The 20820-nt window shown below is 66.1% G+C and carries 19 protein-coding genes and 1 pseudogene; 4 read left to right on the top strand and 16 right to left on the bottom strand.

Features of this window, described 5'->3' with window-relative positions; genetic code table 11:
• Positions 1 to 63 precede the first annotated feature (63 nt).
• The 7 genes from EAH76_RS09930 to dcd form a co-directional block, all read right to left on the bottom strand.
• Complete coding sequence (locus EAH76_RS09930) at positions 64 to 801, bottom strand: fimbrial biogenesis chaperone (protein ID WP_161989014.1); 738 nt, start codon at positions 799 to 801, stop codon at positions 64 to 66.
• A gap of 16 nt (positions 802 to 817) precedes the next feature.
• Positions 818 to 1369 (bottom strand): Csu type fimbrial protein, encoded by a 552-nt coding sequence (locus tag EAH76_RS09925; RefSeq protein WP_241659622.1) that lies wholly within the window; start codon positions 1367 to 1369, stop codon positions 818 to 820.
• Positions 1370 to 1685: 316 nt separating this feature from the next.
• A complete protein-coding gene (locus tag EAH76_RS09920) occupies positions 1686 to 3368 on the bottom strand; it encodes a DUF6065 family protein (protein WP_140850041.1) in 1683 nt (560 codons plus the stop codon).
• A gap of 2 nt (positions 3369 to 3370) precedes the next feature.
• Positions 3371 to 4189, bottom strand: a complete 819-nt coding sequence (locus EAH76_RS24290; protein WP_206667857.1) for a L,D-transpeptidase — start codon at positions 4187 to 4189, stop codon at positions 3371 to 3373.
• A 4-nt stretch (positions 4190 to 4193) separates the two neighbouring features.
• Positions 4194 to 6839, bottom strand: a complete 2646-nt coding sequence (locus tag EAH76_RS09905; RefSeq protein WP_206667856.1) for a filamentous hemagglutinin N-terminal domain-containing protein — start codon at positions 6837 to 6839, stop codon at positions 4194 to 4196.
• 52 nt (positions 6840 to 6891) lie between these two features.
• The gene (locus EAH76_RS09900; protein ID WP_140850040.1) at positions 6892 to 8574 is read right to left on the bottom strand and encodes a ShlB/FhaC/HecB family hemolysin secretion/activation protein; all 1683 of its coding nucleotides are present in this window, start codon (positions 8572 to 8574) and stop codon (positions 6892 to 6894) included.
• A 1322-nt stretch (positions 8575 to 9896) separates the two neighbouring features.
• Complete coding sequence (gene dcd / locus EAH76_RS09895) at positions 9897 to 10451, bottom strand: dCTP deaminase (protein ID WP_140850039.1); 555 nt, start codon at positions 10449 to 10451, stop codon at positions 9897 to 9899.
• Between the two features lie 115 nt (positions 10452 to 10566).
• On the opposite strand from dcd, the gene EAH76_RS09890 reads away from it, so the two are divergent.
• Positions 10567 to 11238, top strand: coding sequence for a hypothetical protein (locus EAH76_RS09890; protein WP_140850038.1), 672 nt, complete (start codon positions 10567 to 10569; stop codon positions 11236 to 11238).
• Between the two features lie 152 nt (positions 11239 to 11390).
• On the opposite strand, the gene EAH76_RS09885 is transcribed toward EAH76_RS09890, so the two are convergent.
• Genes EAH76_RS09885 through EAH76_RS09875 form a run of 3 tightly spaced genes read right to left on the bottom strand, consistent with a single transcriptional unit; the run spans position 11391 to position 13034 of the window.
• Entirely contained in the window at positions 11391 to 11846 is a 456-nt protein-coding gene (locus tag EAH76_RS09885) for a cytidine deaminase (protein ID WP_140850037.1), read from the bottom strand.
• The gene (locus EAH76_RS09880) at positions 11843 to 12532 is read right to left on the bottom strand and encodes a glycoside hydrolase family 25 protein (protein WP_140850036.1); all 690 of its coding nucleotides are present in this window, start codon (positions 12530 to 12532) and stop codon (positions 11843 to 11845) included. The genes EAH76_RS09885 and EAH76_RS09880 overlap by 4 nt, the downstream gene beginning before the upstream one ends.
• A 19-nt stretch (positions 12533 to 12551) precedes the next feature.
• Entirely contained in the window at positions 12552 to 13034 is a 483-nt protein-coding gene (locus EAH76_RS09875; protein WP_140850035.1) for a UPF0262 family protein, read from the bottom strand.
• 112 nt (positions 13035 to 13146) lie between these two features.
• On the opposite strand from EAH76_RS09875, the gene EAH76_RS09870 reads away from it, so the two are divergent.
• From EAH76_RS09870 to EAH76_RS24840, 3 genes and pseudogenes are all read left to right on the top strand, one after another.
• Positions 13147 to 14658: a replicative DNA helicase gene (locus EAH76_RS09870; RefSeq protein ID WP_140850034.1), complete on the top strand. Its 1512-nt coding sequence runs from the start codon at positions 13147 to 13149 to the stop codon at positions 14656 to 14658.
• Positions 14621 to 15654: pseudogene (locus EAH76_RS24845) on the top strand (RNB domain-containing ribonuclease); the annotation flags it as partial. The gene EAH76_RS09870 and the pseudogene EAH76_RS24845, both read left to right, overlap by 38 nt.
• Positions 15646 to 16050, top strand: a complete 405-nt coding sequence (locus tag EAH76_RS24840; protein WP_431357986.1) for a hypothetical protein — start codon at positions 15646 to 15648, stop codon at positions 16048 to 16050. The pseudogene EAH76_RS24845 and the gene EAH76_RS24840, both read left to right, overlap by 9 nt.
• Positions 16051 to 16286: 236 nt before the next feature.
• Here EAH76_RS24840 and EAH76_RS09860 read toward each other — a convergent pair whose 3' ends face one another.
• From EAH76_RS09860 to EAH76_RS24090, 6 genes are all read right to left on the bottom strand, one after another.
• Positions 16287 to 17042 carry a phosphoadenylyl-sulfate reductase gene (locus EAH76_RS09860; RefSeq protein WP_140850033.1) on the bottom strand — a complete coding sequence of 252 codons (756 nt, stop codon included), beginning with the start codon at positions 17040 to 17042 and terminating at the stop codon, positions 16287 to 16289.
• Positions 17035 to 17532, bottom strand: coding sequence for a DUF934 domain-containing protein (locus EAH76_RS09855; RefSeq protein ID WP_241659621.1), 498 nt, complete (start codon positions 17530 to 17532; stop codon positions 17035 to 17037). The genes EAH76_RS09860 and EAH76_RS09855 overlap by 8 nt, the downstream gene beginning before the upstream one ends.
• Positions 17525 to 19156 (bottom strand): nitrite/sulfite reductase, encoded by a 1632-nt coding sequence (locus EAH76_RS09850; protein WP_140850032.1) that lies wholly within the window; start codon positions 19154 to 19156, stop codon positions 17525 to 17527. Before EAH76_RS09850 ends, EAH76_RS09855 begins: the two co-directional genes overlap by 8 nt.
• 261 nt (positions 19157 to 19417) lie before the next feature.
• Complete coding sequence (locus EAH76_RS09845; RefSeq protein ID WP_140850031.1) at positions 19418 to 19714, bottom strand: DUF2849 domain-containing protein; 297 nt, start codon at positions 19712 to 19714, stop codon at positions 19418 to 19420.
• Positions 19711 to 20499, bottom strand: coding sequence for a uroporphyrinogen-III C-methyltransferase (gene cobA / locus EAH76_RS09840; protein WP_140850030.1), 789 nt, complete (start codon positions 20497 to 20499; stop codon positions 19711 to 19713). The genes EAH76_RS09845 and cobA overlap by 4 nt, the downstream gene beginning before the upstream one ends.
• A gap of 92 nt (positions 20500 to 20591) precedes the next feature.
• On the bottom strand, positions 20592 to 20804 hold the full coding sequence (locus EAH76_RS24090; RefSeq protein ID WP_140850029.1) for a hypothetical protein: 213 nt from the start codon (positions 20802 to 20804) through the stop codon (positions 20592 to 20594).
• Positions 20805 to 20820 lie beyond the last annotated feature (16 nt).

Genomic DNA, 20820 nt, shown 5'->3' with positions numbered 1-20820 from the left:
GTCCTGACCGGGCGTGGTCAGCGCCATGGATCCCCACAGCAATAACCACGTCCCGGCCATCGCTTAAGGTCGAAACGCGACCGGCAGCCGCTTGAGAACGCCGGTCTCGGTCGATGCGGTCAGCATGAAGGGACCCGTGGCACTCGCAAGCGCCGCGTCGGGAGCGATGTGCCACCGCCGCGTCGCGCCTGCTAAGATGTAGGGAAGCTGGGCATCTTCCAGTTTCAACGCGGTCCCGTTCGCCGTCGACAGGGTCAGATCGCGAATGGCATCATGGTGCGCCCCATCGTTGAGCGCGACGAGATAGCTACCCGTGGCATCGCGCTCGATATGGAACGAAACCTTCGGAGCGACGCGCGTCGTCGGCTGGGCGAACACCGGAAGCGACATCCGCAGTGCGACCCGCACGACGCCCGCCTCGGCCGCGGCCGGGATCTGGTCGAGCAGGATACGGTACGTCGCCTCACGGCCGATGACGGGCTTGCGCAGCACGAGCCGGACGATCTGCGTACCGCCCGGGACGATTCGCGTCAGCGGCGGGCTGGCGACGACGTCGTCGGAGGGCGTGAGCACGTCGATCCCATCCTTCTGGCTCCAGACAAAGGCGCGGATCTGCACAGCGGTTTCGGCCTGGCCCTGGTTGATCACGGTCAGCAGCGTGGCCATCTGGCCGGGCGCCATCAGCACGTTGATCGGGTTGACCGCGAGCGACTGCGCCTGCGCGGCGGGGGAAAGGCACAGCAAGGCTGCGGCAAGCGCGCCGGTGGCAACGCCACCGCGCAGGATCGACGGACGGGTCATCGCAGAAATCTCCATGTCAAAAGGTCACGGTCGCGGTGATCGTGTCGGTGTACGCCCCAGGCGTGACGAACTGGCTGGCGGGGATTCGGCCATAGACCGTGAGCGCCTGTGCCGCGCCGGAGCCGACGCCGGCGAGCGTATCGGTGCTGACGGTGCTGCCCCAATTGACCGTGCGCGCCGTGTCCGAGAAGAGCGAATAGCTCAGCACCGCCGCCGCCGGGCCGGTCAGGCTGCGTGTCGTTACCGTGGCAGATGTCGCCAAGCCCGCATCGAGCCCGACATTATAAGGGGTGGTGTTGGTGCAGGTGACCGACACCGTCGATGTCGCATCGACCTGCACGCCGGCATAGGTCCCGAACGCGAGACTTGTCGCCGAGACGAGGCACGTCGCCTGGACCGTCGCGGTGACGGCGACGGTCGTCGTGACGGTCGCGGCGGATGCGGACGAGGCGATGGCCATGCCGGCCAAGCTCAGTCCAAACAGCGCCGACCGCACGACGCGGCGCCGCCCGGAACCATGCGCCAGGGCTGGAACCCAGCTGGCGGAAACATCTCGAAATTGGGTCATTATGAAGCTCCTGCCTCAGACCAAGATCCGATTTCCGATATCATTCTACCTATCTCGTGCGACGGAAGCGTGAATATGGGAGACTAGAATTCTGGAATGATGGGTCCGTGAACAACGGATCATGAAATATTCAAGACATTATCCGTTGCGTCGCTTCTGAACCTGACCTTAACCGGTCACAAGATTCGGCATCTACCTAGAAGTACGTGCAAGCTATTTCGATTTGCGAATTCCAACGCGTGCAGGTCATGACTTTTGCGCCTGTCGTGCTGTGCGAATTTCACCGGAACGTGACCTGTCCGCATCGGCCACTGCCTCACCCAGCGGGATAGGAGGCATACGCGTCGTTGGCCCAGCGGAAGTTGGTGAAGGTCAGCGTTACGCTGAAATCCAGCGCCTTGACCTGGTGCCACCATCCCAGCGGCACGAACAGAATCTCGCCGGGTTCGAGGATCACGTCATATTGGGTCGCGTCGGCGAGCGCGGGATAGCGCGCCATGTCCAGGTCGGGATCGTCGAGATCGGCGATCTGGCTGAACACGTGCTGGGCATTGTAGAGACGCCCGACCTGCGCCGCCGGAACGAGCGTCAGGCGCTTGCGGCCGACGATCTGCGCGATGAAATTGTTGGTCAGATCGTGGTGCAGCGACGTGACGGTGCCGGCCGGGCCGATCCACGGCATGCCGTTGGGCATCGCGGCATCGCGCGTCAGGAACGCATCGAGAAAGCCCATGTCCGCGATCATCGGCGCCAGCGCCTGCTGGTTACGGTCCGAATTATAGGCGGTCAGATACGCGTCGTTGCCCGCACCCGCACCGGTGATCGTGTCGATAAAGGCCTCGAACGGCGCGGTGCGGCGGTGGCGATCCTTGTCGAGCTCGAACCGCGCGTTTTCGCTCCGCCCGCCCTGATATTCGACGGGGGCCGCGCCGATCAGCGCCTTGAGATAGGCCGGCGACCAGCGTTTCAGCGCTGGCCAATCGTCCATCGCGCCGCCGAGGATGACCGGCCGGGCAGGGGCGTAATAGTCCTTCAGGAACTCGTCGGTGCCCATGCCGCTGCGCCGTTCGATCGCACCGCCGCCGGGCGCCAGCGCGCGCTGGCGTTCGAGCGCCTCGAGCAGCCATTCGCGCTTGTCGAGCGCGCGTTGGATTTCGACGACGTGCGTCGCGACGGATGCGGCGGGCATGGGTACGATTTCGGGTGGGGTCGCGGCCGGTATCGCCGGATCGTCCATCGGGGCAATCGGGACATGCGCCGCCGTGCTCCGATCGAACGCGCGCAGTTTCAGCTTGGTGCGGTGATCGGTCACCAGCTTTTCGCCGGCGACATCTTCACCGCGGTAATAATGCTTCTGCCAGCGGTCGGCGGGCGCCTTCGGCGGGTCGCGCTGCAGCTGCCCGTGAAACGCGTCGCGGGCCGCGCTCCACGCCTGGAAGCGGGCGGCGGTGGCGGGATCGGCGTCGAGCGGCGCGAATGCGGGTTCGAAAGCCTCGATCGCGGTGCGTTGCACCGGGAACAGGAAACAGAACGGCTCGAGCGGCTCGAACCGGATCGGCGTGCCCGGGCGGGTGAAGCGCCAGTTCATGGTGAAGGTGAAGGGCGACCAGTCGGTCTCGATGATGCCGGTCAGCGGTGCGATCGCATCCTTGGCGCGGTTGGGCGACCCGCCGATCCACAGGTTCCATCCCGGCGGCGTGCGGAAGATCGCCTCGATATGAAAGGTGACGATGCCCTGGCCGAACAGCGAGACCGGCGCGCGCGCTGGATCGGTACCCTCATCGAGCGCGATCGTCACGGCGGATGGCTCGGTTCCGCCGTCCCAGATGGCGGTGAAGCCGCACGGGCTCAGCACTTCCCAGCCATGCGCATTGGCGATGTTGAGCGGCAGGCAGCGATAGGCGAAGCTTTCCGGCGTCCTGTCCATCCACGCGCGCGTGGCAGGGGCGGGGCGGACCAGCGGCGCCCATCCGGGATGCAGATATGCGGTCAGTTCCATGGTCAGCGCGGTCCTGGAGCGAGGGCAGGCGGGGCGGGCGCAGGTGGGGCGGGTGCAGGTGGGGAGGGCCACGTCCGGAGCGGGCGAAAGACGTCTTCCAGCGCATGCTGTTCGGGCAGGATGTAGACGATCCCGTTGGTTCCGGTGAAGGCTCCGAGCACGACGCCATCGTAAAACGCCGCCGGCACGTTGATGCAGCCATAGGAGATGCGCTTTTCGGCGGCTAAAGGGCTCAACAGGCGCGCCTGCCGGCGATCGCCCGGATTGCCGGTGACGACGCGGTGCAGCGAAAGCGCGGCGTCATAGTCGATCCACAGAATGTCCTGGTGGAAGTCCCGCCCCAGTTCGGCCACGAAGCGGCCCGCGGGTGTGGTGCGTTCTTCCGGGCGAATCGTCGACAGCTTGCGCGAGCCGATGCCGGGCACGCTATCGTCGCCGCGGGCAAGGCCGAACAGCGCCGTGCTCGCGCCGCGCAGGACGCCGCTTGCTTCGAAGACGAATACCCGCGCGCTGACCTTGTCGATGACCACGAACGGCAGGCCGCCAGCGTCGCGCGATCCAACCGCCCAGTCCGCCACGCGCCGTGCCTCTGGGGAGGGACGCTCGCTGAGGAAGTTCGCCTGCAGGGGAGCAAGCGCGGCCGAGGCCTGGTTCGGCGAGGACGCCTGAGCGTTTGGCGCGACGCTCTGAAGCCTCTCGCCATCGGCCGTCCCAGGGGCCGCGCTTGCAGCTACCCCTGGGATCCATGCTGCGATCGCCAGCACCAGGCCGGCCTGCCGGGCTGCGACCCGGACTTTCTCGAAGATGTGCGTCCGCGGCATGGCCTTAGAAACGATCCTGCTTTGGGATCCGCTTCACGGGCGGTGGTGGCGGCGGCGGGGTAACGACAGGCGGCGGTGGCGGGACTTCGACGACCGGCGGCGGCGTTTCGACGACGGGCGGTGGCATCCTGACCCCCGGCGGTGGCGGGACGATGACCGGTGGCGGCGTGTTGGACGTCGGCGGGAACCAAGGCGGTGACGGTGGCAGGATCGGCGGCACGCGTGGTGGTGTCGGTGGCGGCGTTGGGGTCGGCGTCGGCGTCGGCGTCGGCGTTGGGGTTGGGGTCGGCGTTGGGGTTGGGGTYGGCGTCGGCGTYGGCGTCGGCGTTGGCGTCGGGGTTGGAGTTGGAGTTGGCGTCGGCGTTGGCGTCGGAGTTGGAGTTGGAGTTGGAGTTGGCGTCGGCGTTGGCGTCGGGGTTGGAGTTGGAGTTGGCGTCGGGGTTGGAGTTGGAGTTGGAGTTGGCGTCGGGGTTGGGGTTGGAGTTGGAGTTGGAGTTGGAGTTGGCGTCGGAGTCGGAGTCGGCGTCGGCGTCGGCGTCGGAGTTGGGGTTGGAGTTGGCGTAGGCGTAGGCGTTGGCGTAGGCGTTGGGGTCGGCGTCGGAGTCGGAGTCGGAGTTGGCGGCGGCGGGGCCGCAGCGATCGTTCCTACGGTCCTGAACCCGGTCGTGCAGCATGCCGCGGCGAGGGCGTATTGGGCGGCGTTGGTCCCGCTCAGGCTGTAGCCGGTAAAGGTCACGCCGATCCCGGTGCCCTCGCCGGCACTGTCATAGGTAGCGGTCGCGCCGGTGCCCGCGACCAGCGCCACGCCGGTCGGGAGACCACTGGCGGCCGTGCTGTTGAACCCCGACAGGACCGCGTTGGTCGTGCCGTCGGCGGTCTTGGTCGCGCCGGGGTAGACCAGCATGAACTGGCTCAGCGTCGCGCCGTTCGTCAGCGTGAAATTGAGGAGATAGTCGCCTGGCGTCGCATAGGAGATCGGGTTGTAATAGATCGCGACCGGTGCGTTCGGTCCGGTGACGGCGACGCGCGGCGTGCCCGGTGCAAAGATCACCGTACCCCCGGCGACGCCCGGCCCGGTCCCGGCATTGCCGGCAATCAGGACCAGCCCCGGCGCCAGGCCGAGGCTTTGCGCGGGAACGTTCGTTCCGCGCGTCAGCGTCATCGCGCCGGCAATCGTGATGTCGAGCCCCGCGCACAACGTGATGTTGCCGTCGGTCACCGTCAGGACGCCGGCGTTCGTGAGCGCGAAGGTGCGGCCGGCGTTGAGCAACATGCTGCCGTTGGTCGTGGTGATCGCAGCGCGCACGGTGATGTCGCGCCCACAGCAGATCACGAAATTGCCGTTGGTCGCGGTGACCGCGCGGTTCACGTTGACGTCGCGGTCGGCGAGCAGCTTGAGCGTCGTCGTGCTCGGCGAGGCGGTCCAGCTGATCGCATCGTTGACGGTGTTGTCACCATTGCCGGTCGTCCCCGAATTGATCGTGGTGACAGGCGGTGCCCCCGCCACCGTCGCGGTCGAGCCGGTCTGGGTGCTGATCGTCACGCTGTTGGTGACGAGCAGCGCCGACAGCGTCGCGCCGGAGATATCGCCGCCAATCGGCGCGATGGTGAAATCGTACGGATCGATCGTGAAGGTGCCGGTCGTGCCGAACGGCGCGAGCGTCGTGATCACAGCGTTGTCGGCGATCGAGACCTTCGATGCCGAGGCCTCGATCATGCCGCCCGAACCGCTGGTCGGCGCGCTGGCGTCGAGCGTGCCGCCGACCGAAACCGTTCCGCTCGTCATGTCGCCGAGCAAAGTGATGGTGCCGCTCTTGTTCTCGACGGTGCGCGCCTGGATCACACCGCTATTGTTGACCGCCGCGTGCATCAGCGCGCTCGCTGAGACTGCGGTCAGCAGGACGTTCCCGCCATCCGCGACGATCATCCCGCCATTGCTCGCCAGCGCATTGAGCGCGCCGGCATCGACGGTGACGTTGAGCAAGCCATTGCCCGCAACGTCGAGCGTCACGGCCTTGCCCGCGGCAAGCGCGACGGTGCCGAGGCGCGCCGAGATCACGCCGGTATTGCCAACGTTCGCGCCGAGCAAGGCGACGTAACCGCCATCCGCGCTCAGCTTGCCCTCATTGAGCACCGATGCGGTGCTGTCGCCCGAGAACTTGTAGCGTCCGGCCATGAAATCGCCGTCGCTCAGCCCGAGCGTCGAGGCGACCAGCCCGCCGACATTCACCTGCGCGCCCTTGCCGAACAGGATGCCGTTGGGGTTGATCAGGAACACCTGGCCATTGGCGTTGAGCGTGCCGAGGATCGCCGAGGGATCGGGGCCGGTGACACGGTTGAGCGCGACCGAGGTGCTGCTCGGCTGGACGAAGGTCACCGTCTCGGTGGGGGCGATATTGAAGCTCGACCAGTTGATCGCGACGTTCGCCGACGATTGCGTCACCGTCACCGCATTCGGATTGGTCACGATCGTCGCGCTGCCCGCGGATACGACGCCGCCGGTCGGCTCGGCATAAGCGGCAGGGATCAGGCCGAGGCCGAGCGATCCGGCGAGCGCGCTCGCGCACCACGCACTGGGCGGGCGCCATTTGCGCGCCGGAACCGTGCCGGTGAGGCGGGAAGGACGCGAGCTTGAGGTTTTTCGTGTCATGAGAGCGGCTCCCGAGGGATGATCATTGCGTGCTGGTCGCGAGGTTTCGCGATCACCCGAAGAACTTGATGACCTCGAACCGGAACTGGCCGGTCGAGTTGGGACGGTAAGAGGTCGCCTGCGCGCCGAGCTGGAAGGCGTAGGATGCGCGGGCGAGGAAGCTGTCGTTGCGCAACCAGGTCAGTGAGGCGCCGACGCCGTGGCGCGTGAAGCGGTTGTCGCCGCCGAGCCACGGCGTGTGGTTCAGCCAGATCTGGCCATAATCGTAGAAGCCCGCGACCTGCAGCCGGCCGGGCAGACCCTTGATCGGATCGAGCATCACGCGCGCTTCGGCGGTGGCGATATAGCCTTCGTCGCCGTAAACCTCGCCTTCGGGATAGGCGCGCACGCCGTTCGCGCCGCCCAGCTCCATCTTCTCGGTCACGTCGAGATTGTTGAACGCGATCTGTCCGCGCACTCCGGCATAGAGCGACAGCGGCCCGGTGACGGTCCGCAAGCGGTCGGCGCTGAAGCGGAGCTTGCCGAAATGGCCGTTGGTGCGCGCGGTCGCGGCGTCGTTCACGCGGATGAGCGGAGTGCGGATGTCGAGATTGCCGCCGCTGAGGTACAGCGAATAGCTGTCCCACCCGCCGCCGCCGAAGCGATCATGATGATCGCCGGTCAGCCCGATCGACAGCACTTCGGCGCGGCGCCGGCTGACGCTCGCGAACGCGTCGATATTGTCGCGCATCGCGCGATAATCGAATTGCCCGCGCAGCTGCAGATTGTTGTCGTAGCTGCGGACCAGCGGGTAGGCCGCGTAGAGGCTACCGATCTGCTGGCTGCCGGTTGCGTCGAGCACGTCGAATTGCTCGCCGAGCCGGTAGTGGAAATAGGCATAGGCCGCGCCGAGCGTGAGATTGCCTGCCTGCGCCTGATACGACACGCGACCATATTGCAGGCCGCCGCCCGAGGTCAGCACGCGCAGGCTCAGCACGTCGCCGATCCCGAGCGGTTCATTAAGATTGATCGTGCCGCCGCCCTGGTACAGGCCGGTATAGGGGTTCCCGGCATTGCTGACTTCGACGTCGCCGGTGATCCGGTGGCCGGGGGTGACATCGACCAGCAGATCCGACGTGCCGACATCCGCGCCCGGGCTCAGTGTGGAGCGGACGCGCACGCCCGGCAGGTCGGACAGCAACAGCAGCCGCCGTTCGAGCGGCGCGGCGGCGACGAGATCGCCGTGGTCGAGCCCGCGGAGCACCGCCTTGGCCGTGCCGTCGCGCAGATGCGATCCATTCTGGAGCGTGATCGCGCCATAATGGCCCTCGATCACCGCGATCGTGACGGCACCATCGAGGATCTTCTGCGCGTGCACATAGGCTTGTGCGACGATATAGCCGTGCGCGTTGTAGAACCGCGTGATGCGCAACGCCATGTTCCGCAAATCGGGCAGGGTCAGCATCCGGTCGGGTACGAAGCCCGTCGCGGCGACCAGTTCCCCCTCGGTGAAGCGCGTTTGCCCGCTGACATGCAGCGCATGGAGCGAGAACGGGATCCCCGTCGGCCCCTGCTCGGCGGCGACATCAGGCGTAGTGATGCGCAGATCGGGTACCGATGCGGGTGGGACCGGTGCCGAGGGGAGTTGCGAAAGCTGAGCGGGGACGGGCCCGGAGGTTTGCGCCGCAGCGCCATTTCCGCCGAACGATCCCGCGACTGCCGATACGAAGAAGAGGATCCTGAGATGCGCGTCCATAAAGCAATCCTCTATCGTCGAAGGCGCCACGGGTGCGGGGCGTTTGCGCATTCCGGATTCGCATCCGGAATGACGGGGGCGTGGGTACGGGTATCGGGCGCATGAGCATTGACCGGACGTCACAGGCGCAATCTCGCGAGACGCGTGGACATTCGGCTCAATCGGGGCTTGGATCGGGATATTTCTTATTCGTAAGACAATATTGCGTAAAACTGCATGTAGTTTTCACGAATAAAATCATAGCTTCGGAATCTACTGAGGCGGGTATTTTGCGCCATAATTCAACGGCAATTGAGCTTGTTTCTATGATGATTTTAGGCGGACTAAGTAATCTATGTTTTCGGATATTTCCGGTATAGCTGCGACATTGGTTTGTGAGTTGCCTGTTCGGAATAAAGGGACTTGGCGTCCGTAGCGCAAATCGCCCCAGCGCCCGGTAACGTCAGGGATGCGAGCATCTTGGGATGCCGCGGGAATAATAACCCGCATAGTGCTGCCGGGCCGGTTGATATCGTGTGGGCGAGGTCGCCAGCGCCGTCCGCGCGCGTGTTGACGATGCTCGGCGACGATGGTCTCCAAGAGGCGAAAAGCGCGCCGGAAACCAGGCCGACCACATCGGCTTCGCCGTTGATACCGCGGAAGGCGAAACCAAGAAGCGACTGAGCCAGAGGAAGGCGGTGGCAGCTCCTATTGCCACAAAGGTGACAGCAGATGCATGGGAAACGAGCGAGAATCGTAAGTGCGTGACGATGTCGATGGGAGTCTCCGTCGCATTGATCCGCGGCACGGGTGCGCCGGGTAGGCTCGATCCAGGATCTCGCCCAACGCTGTTGAGACGGAGTCGTATCTCCCGAATATGTCGCCACAGCAGTGTCAGATGGCCGAGGGTCAGCCTGACCGCACACCGAATGGCTGAAGGCGCACGGCAACTCGGCTGTGGCGACATAACAGGTTTAGACTGGAGCTGAGCTACCGCCTATACGGGCTTTGTGCTGTACCGAGAGTACGCCGTTACAGGCTGGCCGCGACGGCGATGCGGACGAGGTTGGCAGTCGTCTGCAGATCGAGCCAACTCAACAGGATAGCTCGGTGTATCCTGACGGTCATTTCCATCCAATGGCGCTCGGCTGCGATCTGCTTATCGAGCAGCCGCGCTCGGCACGACCGCTCTGGTCGATTCCCCGAGTCCGTTAAAACTTCGCCAACAGAGAGGAGCCGTCGGCGTTCGCACCTGGCCGCAACATTGTGCACACTCTCGGCGGCTGCTGCGGATGTCGGAGACGGGTCGACGCAGCGTCCCTATATCGAGCGGCCGATGTGCCCTACAGCCGCGGCAACGTCACCCCGCGCTGCCCCATATATTTGCCCGCGCGGTCGGCGTAGCTCGTCTCGCACGGCTCGTTGCCCTCGAGGAACAAGAACTGGCACGCGCCTTCATTGGCGTAGATCTTGGCGGGCAGGGGGGTGGTGTTCGAGAATTCGAGCGTGACATGCCCCTCCCAGCCGGGCTCGAGCGGGGTGACATTCACGATGATCCCGCAGCGCGCATAGGTCGACTTGCCGAGGCAGATCACCAGCACGTCGCGCGGCACGCGGAAATATTCGACCGTGCGCGCGAGCGCGAAGCTGTTCGGCGGGATGATGCAGCAATCGGTCTTGCGATCGACGAAGCTGTTCGACGCGAAATCCTTGGGATCGACGATCACGCTGTCGATGTTGGTGAACACCTTGAACTCGTTCGACACCCGCGCGTCATAGCCATAGGACGACAGGCCGTAGCTGATGCAGCCGTCGCGCTTCTGGCCGTCGACGAACGGCTCGATCATGCCGGTGGTCAGCGCCTGCTCGCGAATCCAGCGGTCGGACATGATCGCCATGTGAAAGCTCCCTCTTGGTTGCGGCCAGCCTGTCGCCGGAATCGCCCGGGCGGGCAAGCGCTGTTGCGAAGGGTGTGGTGTGCTGCTACGATAGGACACCTTGGGAGGCTAAACGATGCGACTGTGGCACACCCTTTTCAACCGCGCGCTTCTGGTGGTCGGGGTGGTGCTCGGGACTGTCGTGCTCGCGCCCGAGGTCCTCGCCTTCCCGCATCGCCAGATCATCGGCGATACCGTGGTCTATTCCGAGCATCCGTTGCCCGCGACGCTGCCGCACCTCCTGGCGAAGTCCGATGGGCTGCTGAAGAAGAGCGCGATCTACGGGCCGGGCTACGGGCGCCGCATCTTCCTCACCGATGGCGGCTGGCGCTGGCGGGTGATGGCGCTGCAATCGGCGGGGGCGTTCGCGTTTTCGAGCGCGTTGGGCGAGACGATCGTCGTCAATTGCAGCGATGTCGCGCGCGACGTTGCGTTCAACGGCGGGTCGATCGCGGGCGCGCGCAGCCTGTCGGGCGTGATCGCGCACGAGCGCACGCATGGGCTGATCCGCGCGCGCTACGGCGTGACCGCCGACATCGTCTATCCGGCGTGGCTGCGCGAGGGCTATTGCGACCTGGTTGCGGGCGGCGGGAGCCTGTCGGATCGCGATGCCGCGCGGCTCAAGGCGCAGCACCGGACGGTGCCCGCCTTGCTGTATTACGATGGCCGCAAGCGGGTGGAGGCGGCGTTGCGGGCGAATGGTGGGTCGGTCGATGCGCTGTTCGCGGCGGTATTGAAGGAGGACTGACGTTCGGCCAATCTCCGTCACCCCGGGCTCGTCCCGGGGTCCACCGGGATGCCCATACTGCACGCTCAGAACGCGCGGCAAGGTAGCCCCCGGCACAGGGCCGCGGTGACGGTTAGGATGCAGCGGACATCGTCGACCGAACTGGCGCGGCCCTACGCCTTTGGCCCCAACCCCAAATCCGCCGGCCCGAACGCGTGCGGCAGTAGTTCGCTCAGCAGATAGCGCTCGACCGAATCGCCCTCGGCCGCGCCGCACCACACGACGATGTCGCGCCCGCCGATCTGCGCGGCTTCGTTGATTACCTGGCGGCAGCGGCCGCACGGGCCGACCGGTGCGGTCCCGGTCGGGCGGCCGTCGGCGTCCATCGCGCCGCCGATCACGCCGATCTCGACCACGTCGCGGAAATCGCCCGCGCTGTTGACCGTCGCCAGCGCGACAGTCTCGGCGCAGAGCGAAAGGCCATAGCTCGCATTCTCGAAATTCGCGCCAGTGACGATCCGCCCATCGACGAGCAGCACCGCCGCGCCGACCGCGAAGCGCGAATAGGGCGCGTGCGCATTCAGCGCCGCCGTGCGCGCCGCCGCGATCAAAGTCTCTTGCATCGTCATGGTGCCACTACGTCCCAATGTACCGGCCCATCGACTCCGTCGATGTGCCGCATGTCGCTTGCCTGCCACATCCGCCAGCGCCTTGCCGGATAATCGGGCGGGAAGAAATCCTGCATCGCCCAGACCGGGCGCGCAATCGCCAGCGTCACGCCGTACGTCGCGTCGAAGCGCTTGCTGACCTTGAGCAGCATCGGCTTGCCGGTGTGCGATTCGACCATCGCGATGAAGCGGCGCAACTCGTCGAGCACGATCGGCGCGGTCGGGCGCGCGGTGCAATCCTGGCTGAAGTCGAGCTCGACCGCGGCAGGCAGCGCGCCGTCGTCGCGCGCGACCATGGTGTTGAAGGCGTTCGCCTGATCGGCGGCGAGGCGGCACAGCGAATAGGCATGGCTCGCACCGCGGCGCATCCCCGTCTCGGCAACCGCCGCCCAATTCGCCTCGAAGCGCGGGTCGCGCTGGTCGGTGGCGGTCGCACGGACATAAGCGAAGTCGGCGCCACCGCGCTTGACCGCCCACCAGTCGATCTCACCATTCGCGGCGGACACGTCGAGCCCCTGGAACGCGAAGCGGTCGGTCGGGCGCCAGCTCAATGCGAGAACCCAGAGGATGATGGCAGCAAGGGCGAGTACGCCGACGATCGTGGCGTACAGCCCGACCCGGATGCCCCAAAGGCGATATTTTACCACGATAGTCCCGTTCGGGCGGTCAGCCCTTGATATGAAGTACGCAGATCAGCGTGAACAGCCGACGGGCGGTGTCGAAGTCGATCTCGATCTTGCCCTCCAGCCGCTCTTTCAGCAGCTCCGCCGCTTCGTTGTGGATGCCGCGCCGCGCCATGTCCACCGTCTCGATCTGCGCCGGTGTCGCGTTTCGGATCGCTTGGTAATAGCTGTCGCAGATCGCGAAATAGTCTTTGATTGGCCGACGGAAGCGCCCCATGCCGAGCACATAGGTCTCGAGATGGCTGCCATCCTCGCGGTGCAACGCCAGCCCGAGCCGGCCTTCCTCGACCGTCAGCTCGATCTTGTACGGGCCGGCATAACCGTCGGGATAGGTCTTTTGCGGGGCGAAATGGTTGCCCTCGATCAGGTCGAAGATCGCGATGCGGCGCTCTTGCTCGATATCGGCCGACCGCCACAGGATCGTGCGTTCGTCGAGAGTCACGGCAATGATGCGTGGATCGGCCATTGTTGCAGCCGTAGCCGGGCCGGGGGGCGGGGACAACATCCACCCACGGGATTCACACCCGTCCCAGCGCAATCCGCTTGAGTGGGCAGGCGGCGAGTGGAATGAGGGCGCCATGGCCACAGCATTCCTCCCCACACCACCCGTTCCCGAAACCGTCTCGCTCCCGCAGAACGTCGAAGCCGAGGCCGCGATGCTCGGCGCGATGATGATCGACAACCGCCTTGCCGACGATCTGATCGATCGACTCGACGCCGAGCATTTCTTCGAGCCGCTCCACGGCCGCATCTTCAGCGCGATCAAGACGCTGCGCGGCAACGACATGCTCGCCAGCCCCGTCACGCTGCGCCCGATGTTCGAGCAGGATGCCGGGATGCGCGAGCTGGGCGGCCCGGCCTATCTCGCGCAGCTCACCGGCTCGGGCGCGGGCCTGATCGGCGCGCGGCAATTCGCCAAGCAGATCTACGATCTGGCGATGTTGCGCACGCTGGTGACGGTCGGCCGCGGCCTCGTCGATCGCGCGATGGATACGTCCGAAGAGGTCAATCCGCGCGCGCAGATCGAAGCGGCTGAGGAAGAACTCTACAAGGTCGCCTCGGACGGCGCGACCGAGAGTCAGACCAAGAGCTTCCTGCAGGCCGCCAAGACGACGCTCAAGATGGCCGAGATCGCGCTCAATTCGGGCGGGCATATCTCGGGCATCACAACGGGCATCGAGAGCATCAACACCAAGATCGGCGGCATGCATCGCTCCGACTTGATGATTCTCGCCGGGCGTCCGGGCATGGGCAAGACCTCGCTCGCCACCAACATCGCGTTCAACGCGGCGCAGCGCTGGATGCGCGACATGGCCGACGGGATCGATCCGGAACGCTCGCTCGGGGCGAAGGTCGCGTTCTTCAGCCTCGAAATGTCGGCGGATCAGTTGGCGGGGCGCGTGCTGTCCGAGCAGGCGCGAATCAATTCGGACGTGTTGCGTTCGGGCAAGATAAGCCGGCATGAATTCCAGGCGCTCGCGACAACCGCGGCCGAGCTCGAGAATCTCCCGCTGTTCATCGACGATACCGCGAACCTGTCGATCGCCTCGCTCCACACGCGTGCGCGGCGGTTGCAGCGGCGGCACAACAATCAGCTCGGGCTGATCATCGTAGATTACCTTCAGCTGCTGTCGGGCTCGGCCAAGGCATCGGGAGACGGGCGTGTGCAGGAAATCTCGGAGATCAGCCGCGGATTGAAGGGCGTTGCGAAGGATCTCAACGTCCCGGTCATGGCGCTGTCGCAGCTCAGCCGCGCGGTCGAGCAGCGCGAGGACAAGCGGCCGCTGCTGTCGGATCTGCGCGAATCGGGGTCGATCGAGCAGGACGCCGACATGGTGATGTTCGTCTATCGCGAGGATTATTATCTCAACATGGCGCAGCCAGAGATCCCGAGCGCCAACAGCCCGGCGGGGGTGCAGGACAAGCATGCGCAATGGTCCGAGCATCTCTCGCGCGTCGATGGCCTGGCGGAACTCATCATCGCCAAGCAGCGTCACGGTTCGACCGGCAAGGTGATGCTCAAGTTCGAGCCGCACATCACGCGCTTCAGCGATGTCGTGGTCGGCGGTGGTGGCGGCGGCGGCTATTGAGGCTGCGCGGTTGAAGACGCTCGTCGATTCGAACGCGGTGCTGGCCGCCGGGCTGCCGCTGATCCGCGAGCAGTTCGGCGTGCCTGTAGGGTTCCCGCCCGCGGTGCTCGCCGCTGCCGAGGACGCCGCCAAGCGCGTGCCGAATGCGCATGTCGATCGGACGGCAATGCCGTTCGTCACGCTCGACCCGGCGAGTTCGACCGATCTCGACCAGGCGTTCGCGATCGAGCGGAGCGGCGCTGATCTATTGCTGCATTATGCGATCGCTGACGTTGCGTGGTTCGTCGACGATGGCGGGGTGATCGACGCCGAGGCGTGGAAACGCGGGACGACGCTGTATCTGCCCGACGGCAAGGCCGGGCTCTATCCGCCGGTGCTCGCCGAAGCCGCGGCGAGCCTGTTGCCGAGCGGGCGCGGCCGGCGGTGGTGTTCACCGTGCGCGTTGCGCCCGATGGCACGCCGACGCTCGAGGGGGCGGAACGCGCGATCATTCGCAGTCGGGCGAAGCTCGCTTATGACAGCGTGACCGATGCCGATCTGCCGCCTGAATTCGCCGAGCTGGCCAACCGGATGGCGGCGGCCGAGGATAAGCGCGGCGCGAGTCGCGTCGATCCACCGCAGCAGGACGTGATCGCCGACGGGAAGGGTGGGTATCGGCTGGCGTTCGAACCGCGGTTGCTGTCGGAGGATCGCAATGCCGCGCTGTCGCTCGCGACCAATCTGGCGGTTGCCGGGTTGCTGCAGGCGCATCACACCGGGCTGTTCCGCGTGATGGCCGGGCCTGATGATCGCGCCGTGCAGCGGCTGCGCAATGTCGCGCTGGGGCTTGGGTTCGACTGGCTCGCTGCGCTGTCGCTGCCGCACTTCGTGGCGACGCTGTCCGCGTCCGACCCGGCGCAGGCCGCCTTCATGATCGCCGAGCGCCGGAGCGGCGGCGGGGCGAGCTACACGCCGTATCGCGATGGCGTGGTGCCGTGGCACGCGGCGATGGCCGCGTCCTATGCGCACGCGACCGCCCCGCTGCGGCGGCTGGCCGACCGCTATGTGGTGCGGGCTGCGCTGGCGATCGCCAACGGGGAGCCGGTGCCCGAGGTTGTGACGCAAGCGTTCGAGACACTGCCTCCTGTGATGGCGCGCGCCGATGCGATCGGCGGGCGGATTGACCGCGCGGTGATCGATCTGGCCGAGACGGCGGTACTGCACGGGCGCGAGGGCGAGGTCTTCGCCGCGGTGATTGTCGATGCGGATGCGCATGGCGCGCGGATTCAGTTGTCTGACCTTGCGGTGCTGACCAGCGTCAAGACTGAGGGTAAGCCGGGCGAGGCGATCTCGGTGCGGCTTGTTGCGGCGGATACGGCGGCGCGGACGCTGCAGTTCGAGCGGGTTTCTTAACGCGAGTTCACGCGGAGAGGCGACGAAGCAACGGACCGGCACACGGAGGCTCAAATGGCGGTGCGCCGTGTTTTGCCTCCCCTCCCTGGAAGGGAGGGGCCGGGGGTGGGTCGGCCCGTGGCAGGCGTGACGTTCCCATTGAGAGCAACCCACCCCCAACCCCTCCCTTCCAGGGAGGGGAGTCAGAACGGCGGTCTCGCCAGAGCCGTTTGCATTCGATGCAGGCGGTCGGCCCCCTAAAAAACCGGCTCTTCGCCAGGCTTCTCCGGCACGTGAATCCCGCACTCGACCTTCTCCCACCCGCGCCAGCGGCCCGAGCGCGGGTCTTCGCCCGGCAGCACCTTGCTGGTGCAAGGCGCGCAGCCGATCGAGGGATAGCCTTCAGCCTCGAGCGGATGGCGCGGCAGCTTGTGCTCGTCGAAATAGGCGTCGAGCTTGGCCTTGTCCCACGCCGCGAGCGGATTGAGCTTCAGCCGGCCCTCATCCTCCTCGAAGCGCGGCATCGCCTGGCGCGTGCCCGCCTGGAAACCCTTGCGGCCCGAGATCCACGCATCGAACGGCGCCAAAGCGCGCCGCAGCGGCTCGACCTTGCGAATGTCGCAGCAGCCGTCGGGGTCGTAATTCCAACGCAGGCCGGTCGCATCCTTCGCCGCGAGCAAGCGCGGATCGGGGCGGAACACGCGCAGGTCGGTGAAGCCGAGCGTCTCCGACAGTTCGTCGCGATACGCGAGCGTCGCGCCGAAGATCTTCTGCGTGTTGAGGAAGATGACCGGAATGTCCTTGTCGACCTGCGAGATCAGGTGGAGCAGGACCGCGCTTTCGGCACCGAACGACGATACCGCCGCAACGCGCCCCTTGAGCTCGCCGGTGAGCAACTCGCCGAGCATGTCGCGCGTGTCGACGCCCGCGAAGCGCGCCTCCATCGCCGCGGCATCGACGGGCGAGAAGGGCGCAACGTCGATCAGGTCGGGTTTGCGCAGCGCGTTACCCATGCCGCAGTGCCCAGATTGGCACGCGCCCGTCGGCGGCCTTCTGATAGACATTCTCGTAGCGCTTGAGCGACGCCTCGAGCGTTGCCGGATCGATCTCGGACTCGGGCGCGAAGCTGTCGAAGCCGCAGCGCTGCATCAGCGGCATCTGATCGACCAGCACGTCACCCTGCGCGCGCAGTTCACCGGTATAGCCCGCCTCGCGGAGAATCCGCGCCGACGAATAGCCGCGGCCGTCGCGGAAGCTCGGGAAGCTCACCTCGATCAGCGCGATCCGGTCGAGATACGGCAGCAGCGCGCGCGCATCGTCGCCTGCCTCGAGCCGCACCGCGGTCGCGTTGGTTTGCGCATCGAGAAACGCGTCGAGCGTGACGGCAGGCTCGTCGAAAGTCGCGTCGCCCCGGCGCAGGCCGGGGCCTCCCTGGGGCTGGCGATCCGCGTCCAACGCAGCGGCCCCGGCCTGCGCCGGGGCGACGGTGAGGGGCTTATCCATAAAGCGCTTCCTTGAACGGCTCCATGCCGATGCGGCGATAGGTATCGAGGAAGCGTTCGCCGCCCTCGCGCTGCGCCAGATAGACCTCGGTGACCTTCTCGACGGCATCGACCACGCCGTCCTCGTCGAACCCCGGGCCGGTGATCTTGGCGAGGCTGACATCCTCCGCGCCCGACCCGCCCAGCGAGAGCTGGTAGTTCTCGACGCCCTTCTTGTCGACGCCGAGAATGCCGATGTGCCCGGCATGGTGATGCCCGCAGGCATTGATGCAGCCGCTGATCTTGAGTTTCAACTCGCCGATATCGCGCTGCCGTGCGGGATCGGCGAAGCGCTCGGTGATCTTTTGGGCGAGCGGGATCGAGCGCGCATTGGCGAGGCTGCAATAATCGAGGCCGGGGCAGGCGATAATGTCGCTGATCAGGTCGAGATTGGCGGGCGCAAGGCCGGCCGCGTCGAGCTGCTGCCAGATCGTGTAGAGATCGGCCTTGCGGACGTGCGGCAGCACGATGTTCTGCGCGTGCGTCACGCGCAGCTCGTCGAAGCTGTAGCGCTCGCCGAGATCGGCCATCAGGTCGATCTGCGCCGAGGTCGCATCGCCCGGGATGCCGCCGGTCGGCTTGAGGCTGATCGTGACGATCGCATAGCCCGGCTGCTTGTGCGCGGCGGTGTTCTGATCGACCCACAATGCGAAATCAGGGTCGCTGCGATCGATCGCTTCGGGTGCTTCCGGCTCGAAGCCTGGATCGGCGAAGAACGCGGTAATCCGGTCGAACTCGGCCTTGGGCGGATCGAGCCCGAGCGCCTTGACCGCGACGAACTCCTCCTCGACCTGGCGGCGATATTCGTCGGGGCCGATCTCGTGTAGCAGGATCTTGATCCGCGCCTTGTAGATATTGTCGCGCCGCCCGTAGCGATTGTAGACGCGCAGGCACGCCTCGAGATAGCTCAGCAGATCGTCGCTGCCGACAAAATCGCGGATCTCGTGGCTGATCATCGGCGTGCGGCCCATGCCGCCACCGACGAAGATCTTGCCGCCGAGCTCACCGTCGCGGCGGACCATCTGGATGCCGATGTCGTGCAGCCGCATCGCCGCGCGATCCTCGTCGGCGCCGATCACCGCGATCTTGAACTTGCGCGGGAGGTAGGTGAATTCGGGGTGGAAGGTGCTCCACTGGCGCAGCAGTTCGGCCCACACGCGCGGATCGGTTACTTCGTCCGCGGCGGCGCCGGCATATTGGTCAGACGAGATGTTGCGGATGCAATTGCCGCTCGTCTGGATCGCATGCATCTCGACCGTGGCGAGCTCGGCGAGGATGTCGGGCGCGTCCTCGAGCTTGATCCAGTTGAACTGGAGGTTCTGCCGCGTGGTGAAATGGCCATAGTCGCGGTCGTACTTGCGCGCGATGTGCGCGAGCATGCGCATCTGGCGGCTGTCGAGCGTGCCATACGGGATCGCGACGCGCAGCATATAGGCGTGGAGCTGCAGATAGAGGCCGTTCATCAGCCGGAGCGGCTTGAACTGGTCCTCGGTGATCTGGCCGGCGAGGCGGCGCTTCACCTGGTCGCGGAATTCCTCGACGCGGGTGTCGACGATCTGCTGGTCGTATTGGTCGTATTTATACATGATCGATTCCGGGGGCGGTCGAAGAAGGGTGGTTCACGCGAAGACGCGAAGGCGCGAAGGCAGAAGAAATCTGGTTCGCGCGGAGACGCGGAGACGCGGAGAGGATGCGGTCGTGACGACCGCGCGCGTCAGCGCAATCACCTGGTCCCATCGCCCGAAGGGATGAGAGCCGCTGTGCGGCAGGCGCAACACCTCCGCGTCTCCGCGTCTCCGCGCGAACAAACCCTTCTTCGCGCCTTCGCGCCTTCGCGTGAACCAAACTCATATCACCCAGCTGCCAGCATTGGGATCAGCCGGCTTCAACGTCAGATCGGCGCGCACCGTCGGCCCGAGCGCGCGGATGCGGTCCTTGATGTGCGCGGGGCGGGGGCCGTCGGCTGTGAGCGTCGCGTCGATCACATAGGGGACGTTGACGCGCCGCGCGCCCTGCTCGGCATGCGCGATGCTCTCGCCCTGGTCGGCGACGTCGCACGCATCCTCGATATGGCGCGACCAGCCCGAGCCGGTCCACCACACCACGTCGCCCGTCGGCAAATCATTCCCGGTCAACACTCTCACGCAACGGACTCCGCAATCTTGGCCCAGGCGCCGAGCTTGTCCTCGGCGTCCGACAATTCGACGACTTCGCCGACGACGATGATCGCCGGGCTCGCCACGCTCTCGCGATCGACCATATGGCCGAGATCGGCGAGCAACGTCCGGATCGCGCGTGCGCCGCTGAGCGTCCCGCGCTCGAGCACCGCGACCGGCATTTCGGGGGCAACGCCATCGCGCATCAATTTGTCGGCAATGTCGTTGGCGGTGGCGACGCCCATATAGATGACGAGCGTGCGGCCCTTGCCGGCGAGCCCCGACCAGTCCTGGTCGGAAAGGCCCTTGCACTGGCCGGCGACGAAGCTGACCGCGCTCGCATGGTCGCGGTGGGTGAGCGGCAGCATCGCCTCGGCCGCGCAGCCGAGTGCCGCCGAGACGCCCGGGATCACCTCGACCGGCAGCCCGGCGGCGCGCACCGCTTCGACTTCCTCGCCGCCGCGCCCGAAGATGAACGGGTCGCCGCCCTTGAGCCGCACGACGATCGCGCCGGTCTTCACATGTGCGACGATCAGCGCGTTGATCGCCTCTTGCGGTAGCGTGTGTCGCGCGCGGCGCTTGGCGACCGAGACGCGCTGCGCGGTGGGCGGCGCGAGATCGAGCACGCGTGGATCGATCAGCCCGTCATGCACCACGACATCGGCCTGACCGAGCGCTGCAACCGCGCGGACGGTCAGCAAACCGGGGTCGCCGGGACCGGCGCCAACCAGGATGACGCGCCCGCGCGCGGTAGGATCGAGCAATGTGGCCATCGTTGTCAGATGGGCTGGACCAGCGCGCGCTTCAATTCAAGCTTGCTTGGGGGCGGGGTAGCCAAACTTTTGCCGACCTGTCCGCTGGGGGATCACGCTTTGTCGTGCAACTCCTTGACGCGGCGCGCGAGTTTGGCGGCTTCGTCGATCAGCATCGCGGCGACTTCGGGTTCGCGTTCGAGGATCGCGATGGCCAGGCAGTTGTCCGACTCGAGTTTGAGCTTGCGGGCGCGGGGAGTGGGGCCATCGGCCACTTTGTCGTGTTTCACGCCAGGCCCAAAGCATTGGAACGCCAGCGGTTCCATGGCTTTGCGACCAAAG

It is taken from the genome of Sphingomonas glacialis (assembly GCF_006439055.1).
GTDB lineage: Bacteria > Pseudomonadota > Alphaproteobacteria > Sphingomonadales > Sphingomonadaceae > Sphingomonas > Sphingomonas glacialis_A.
Note: the sequence above shows the minus strand (reverse complement) of the source record. Positions and strands in the feature narration are given on the sequence as shown.

Bases quoted from the DNA above. Each gene is read 5' to 3' on its own strand.
- EAH76_RS09930 (WP_161989014.1), bottom strand. From the start codon at position 801: ATGACCCGTCCGTCGATCCTGCGCGGTGGCGTTGCCACCGGCGCGCTT.
- EAH76_RS09925 (WP_241659622.1), bottom strand. From the start codon at position 1,369: ATGACCCAATTTCGAGATGTTTCCGCCAGCTGGGTTCCAGCCCTGGCG.
- EAH76_RS09920 (WP_140850041.1), bottom strand. From the start codon at position 3,368: ATGGAACTGACCGCATATCTGCATCCCGGATGGGCGCCGCTGGTCCGC.
- EAH76_RS24290 (WP_206667857.1), bottom strand. From the start codon at position 4,189: ATGCCGCGGACGCACATCTTCGAGAAAGTCCGGGTCGCAGCCCGGCAG.
- EAH76_RS09900 (WP_140850040.1), bottom strand. From the start codon at position 8,574: ATGGACGCGCATCTCAGGATCCTCTTCTTCGTATCGGCAGTCGCGGGA.
- dcd (WP_140850039.1), bottom strand. From the start codon at position 10,451: ATGGCGATCATGTCCGACCGCTGGATTCGCGAGCAGGCGCTGACCACC.
- EAH76_RS09890 (WP_140850038.1), top strand. From the start codon at position 10,567: ATGCGACTGTGGCACACCCTTTTCAACCGCGCGCTTCTGGTGGTCGGG.
- EAH76_RS09885 (WP_140850037.1), bottom strand. From the start codon at position 11,846: ATGACGATGCAAGAGACTTTGATCGCGGCGGCGCGCACGGCGGCGCTG.
- EAH76_RS09875 (WP_140850035.1), bottom strand. From the start codon at position 13,034: ATGGCCGATCCACGCATCATTGCCGTGACTCTCGACGAACGCACGATC.
- EAH76_RS09870 (WP_140850034.1), top strand. From the start codon at position 13,147: ATGGCCACAGCATTCCTCCCCACACCACCCGTTCCCGAAACCGTCTCG.
- EAH76_RS24840 (WP_431357986.1), top strand. From the start codon at position 15,646: ATGGCCGCGTCCTATGCGCACGCGACCGCCCCGCTGCGGCGGCTGGCC.
- EAH76_RS09860 (WP_140850033.1), bottom strand. From the start codon at position 17,042: ATGGGTAACGCGCTGCGCAAACCCGACCTGATCGACGTTGCGCCCTTC.
- EAH76_RS09855 (WP_241659621.1), bottom strand. From the start codon at position 17,532: ATGGATAAGCCCCTCACCGTCGCCCCGGCGCAGGCCGGGGCCGCTGCG.
- EAH76_RS09850 (WP_140850032.1), bottom strand. From the start codon at position 19,156: ATGTATAAATACGACCAATACGACCAGCAGATCGTCGACACCCGCGTC.
- cobA (WP_140850030.1), bottom strand. From the start codon at position 20,499: ATGGCCACATTGCTCGATCCTACCGCGCGCGGGCGCGTCATCCTGGTT.
- EAH76_RS24090 (WP_140850029.1), bottom strand. From the start codon at position 20,804: ATGGAACCGCTGGCGTTCCAATGCTTTGGGCCTGGCGTGAAACACGAC.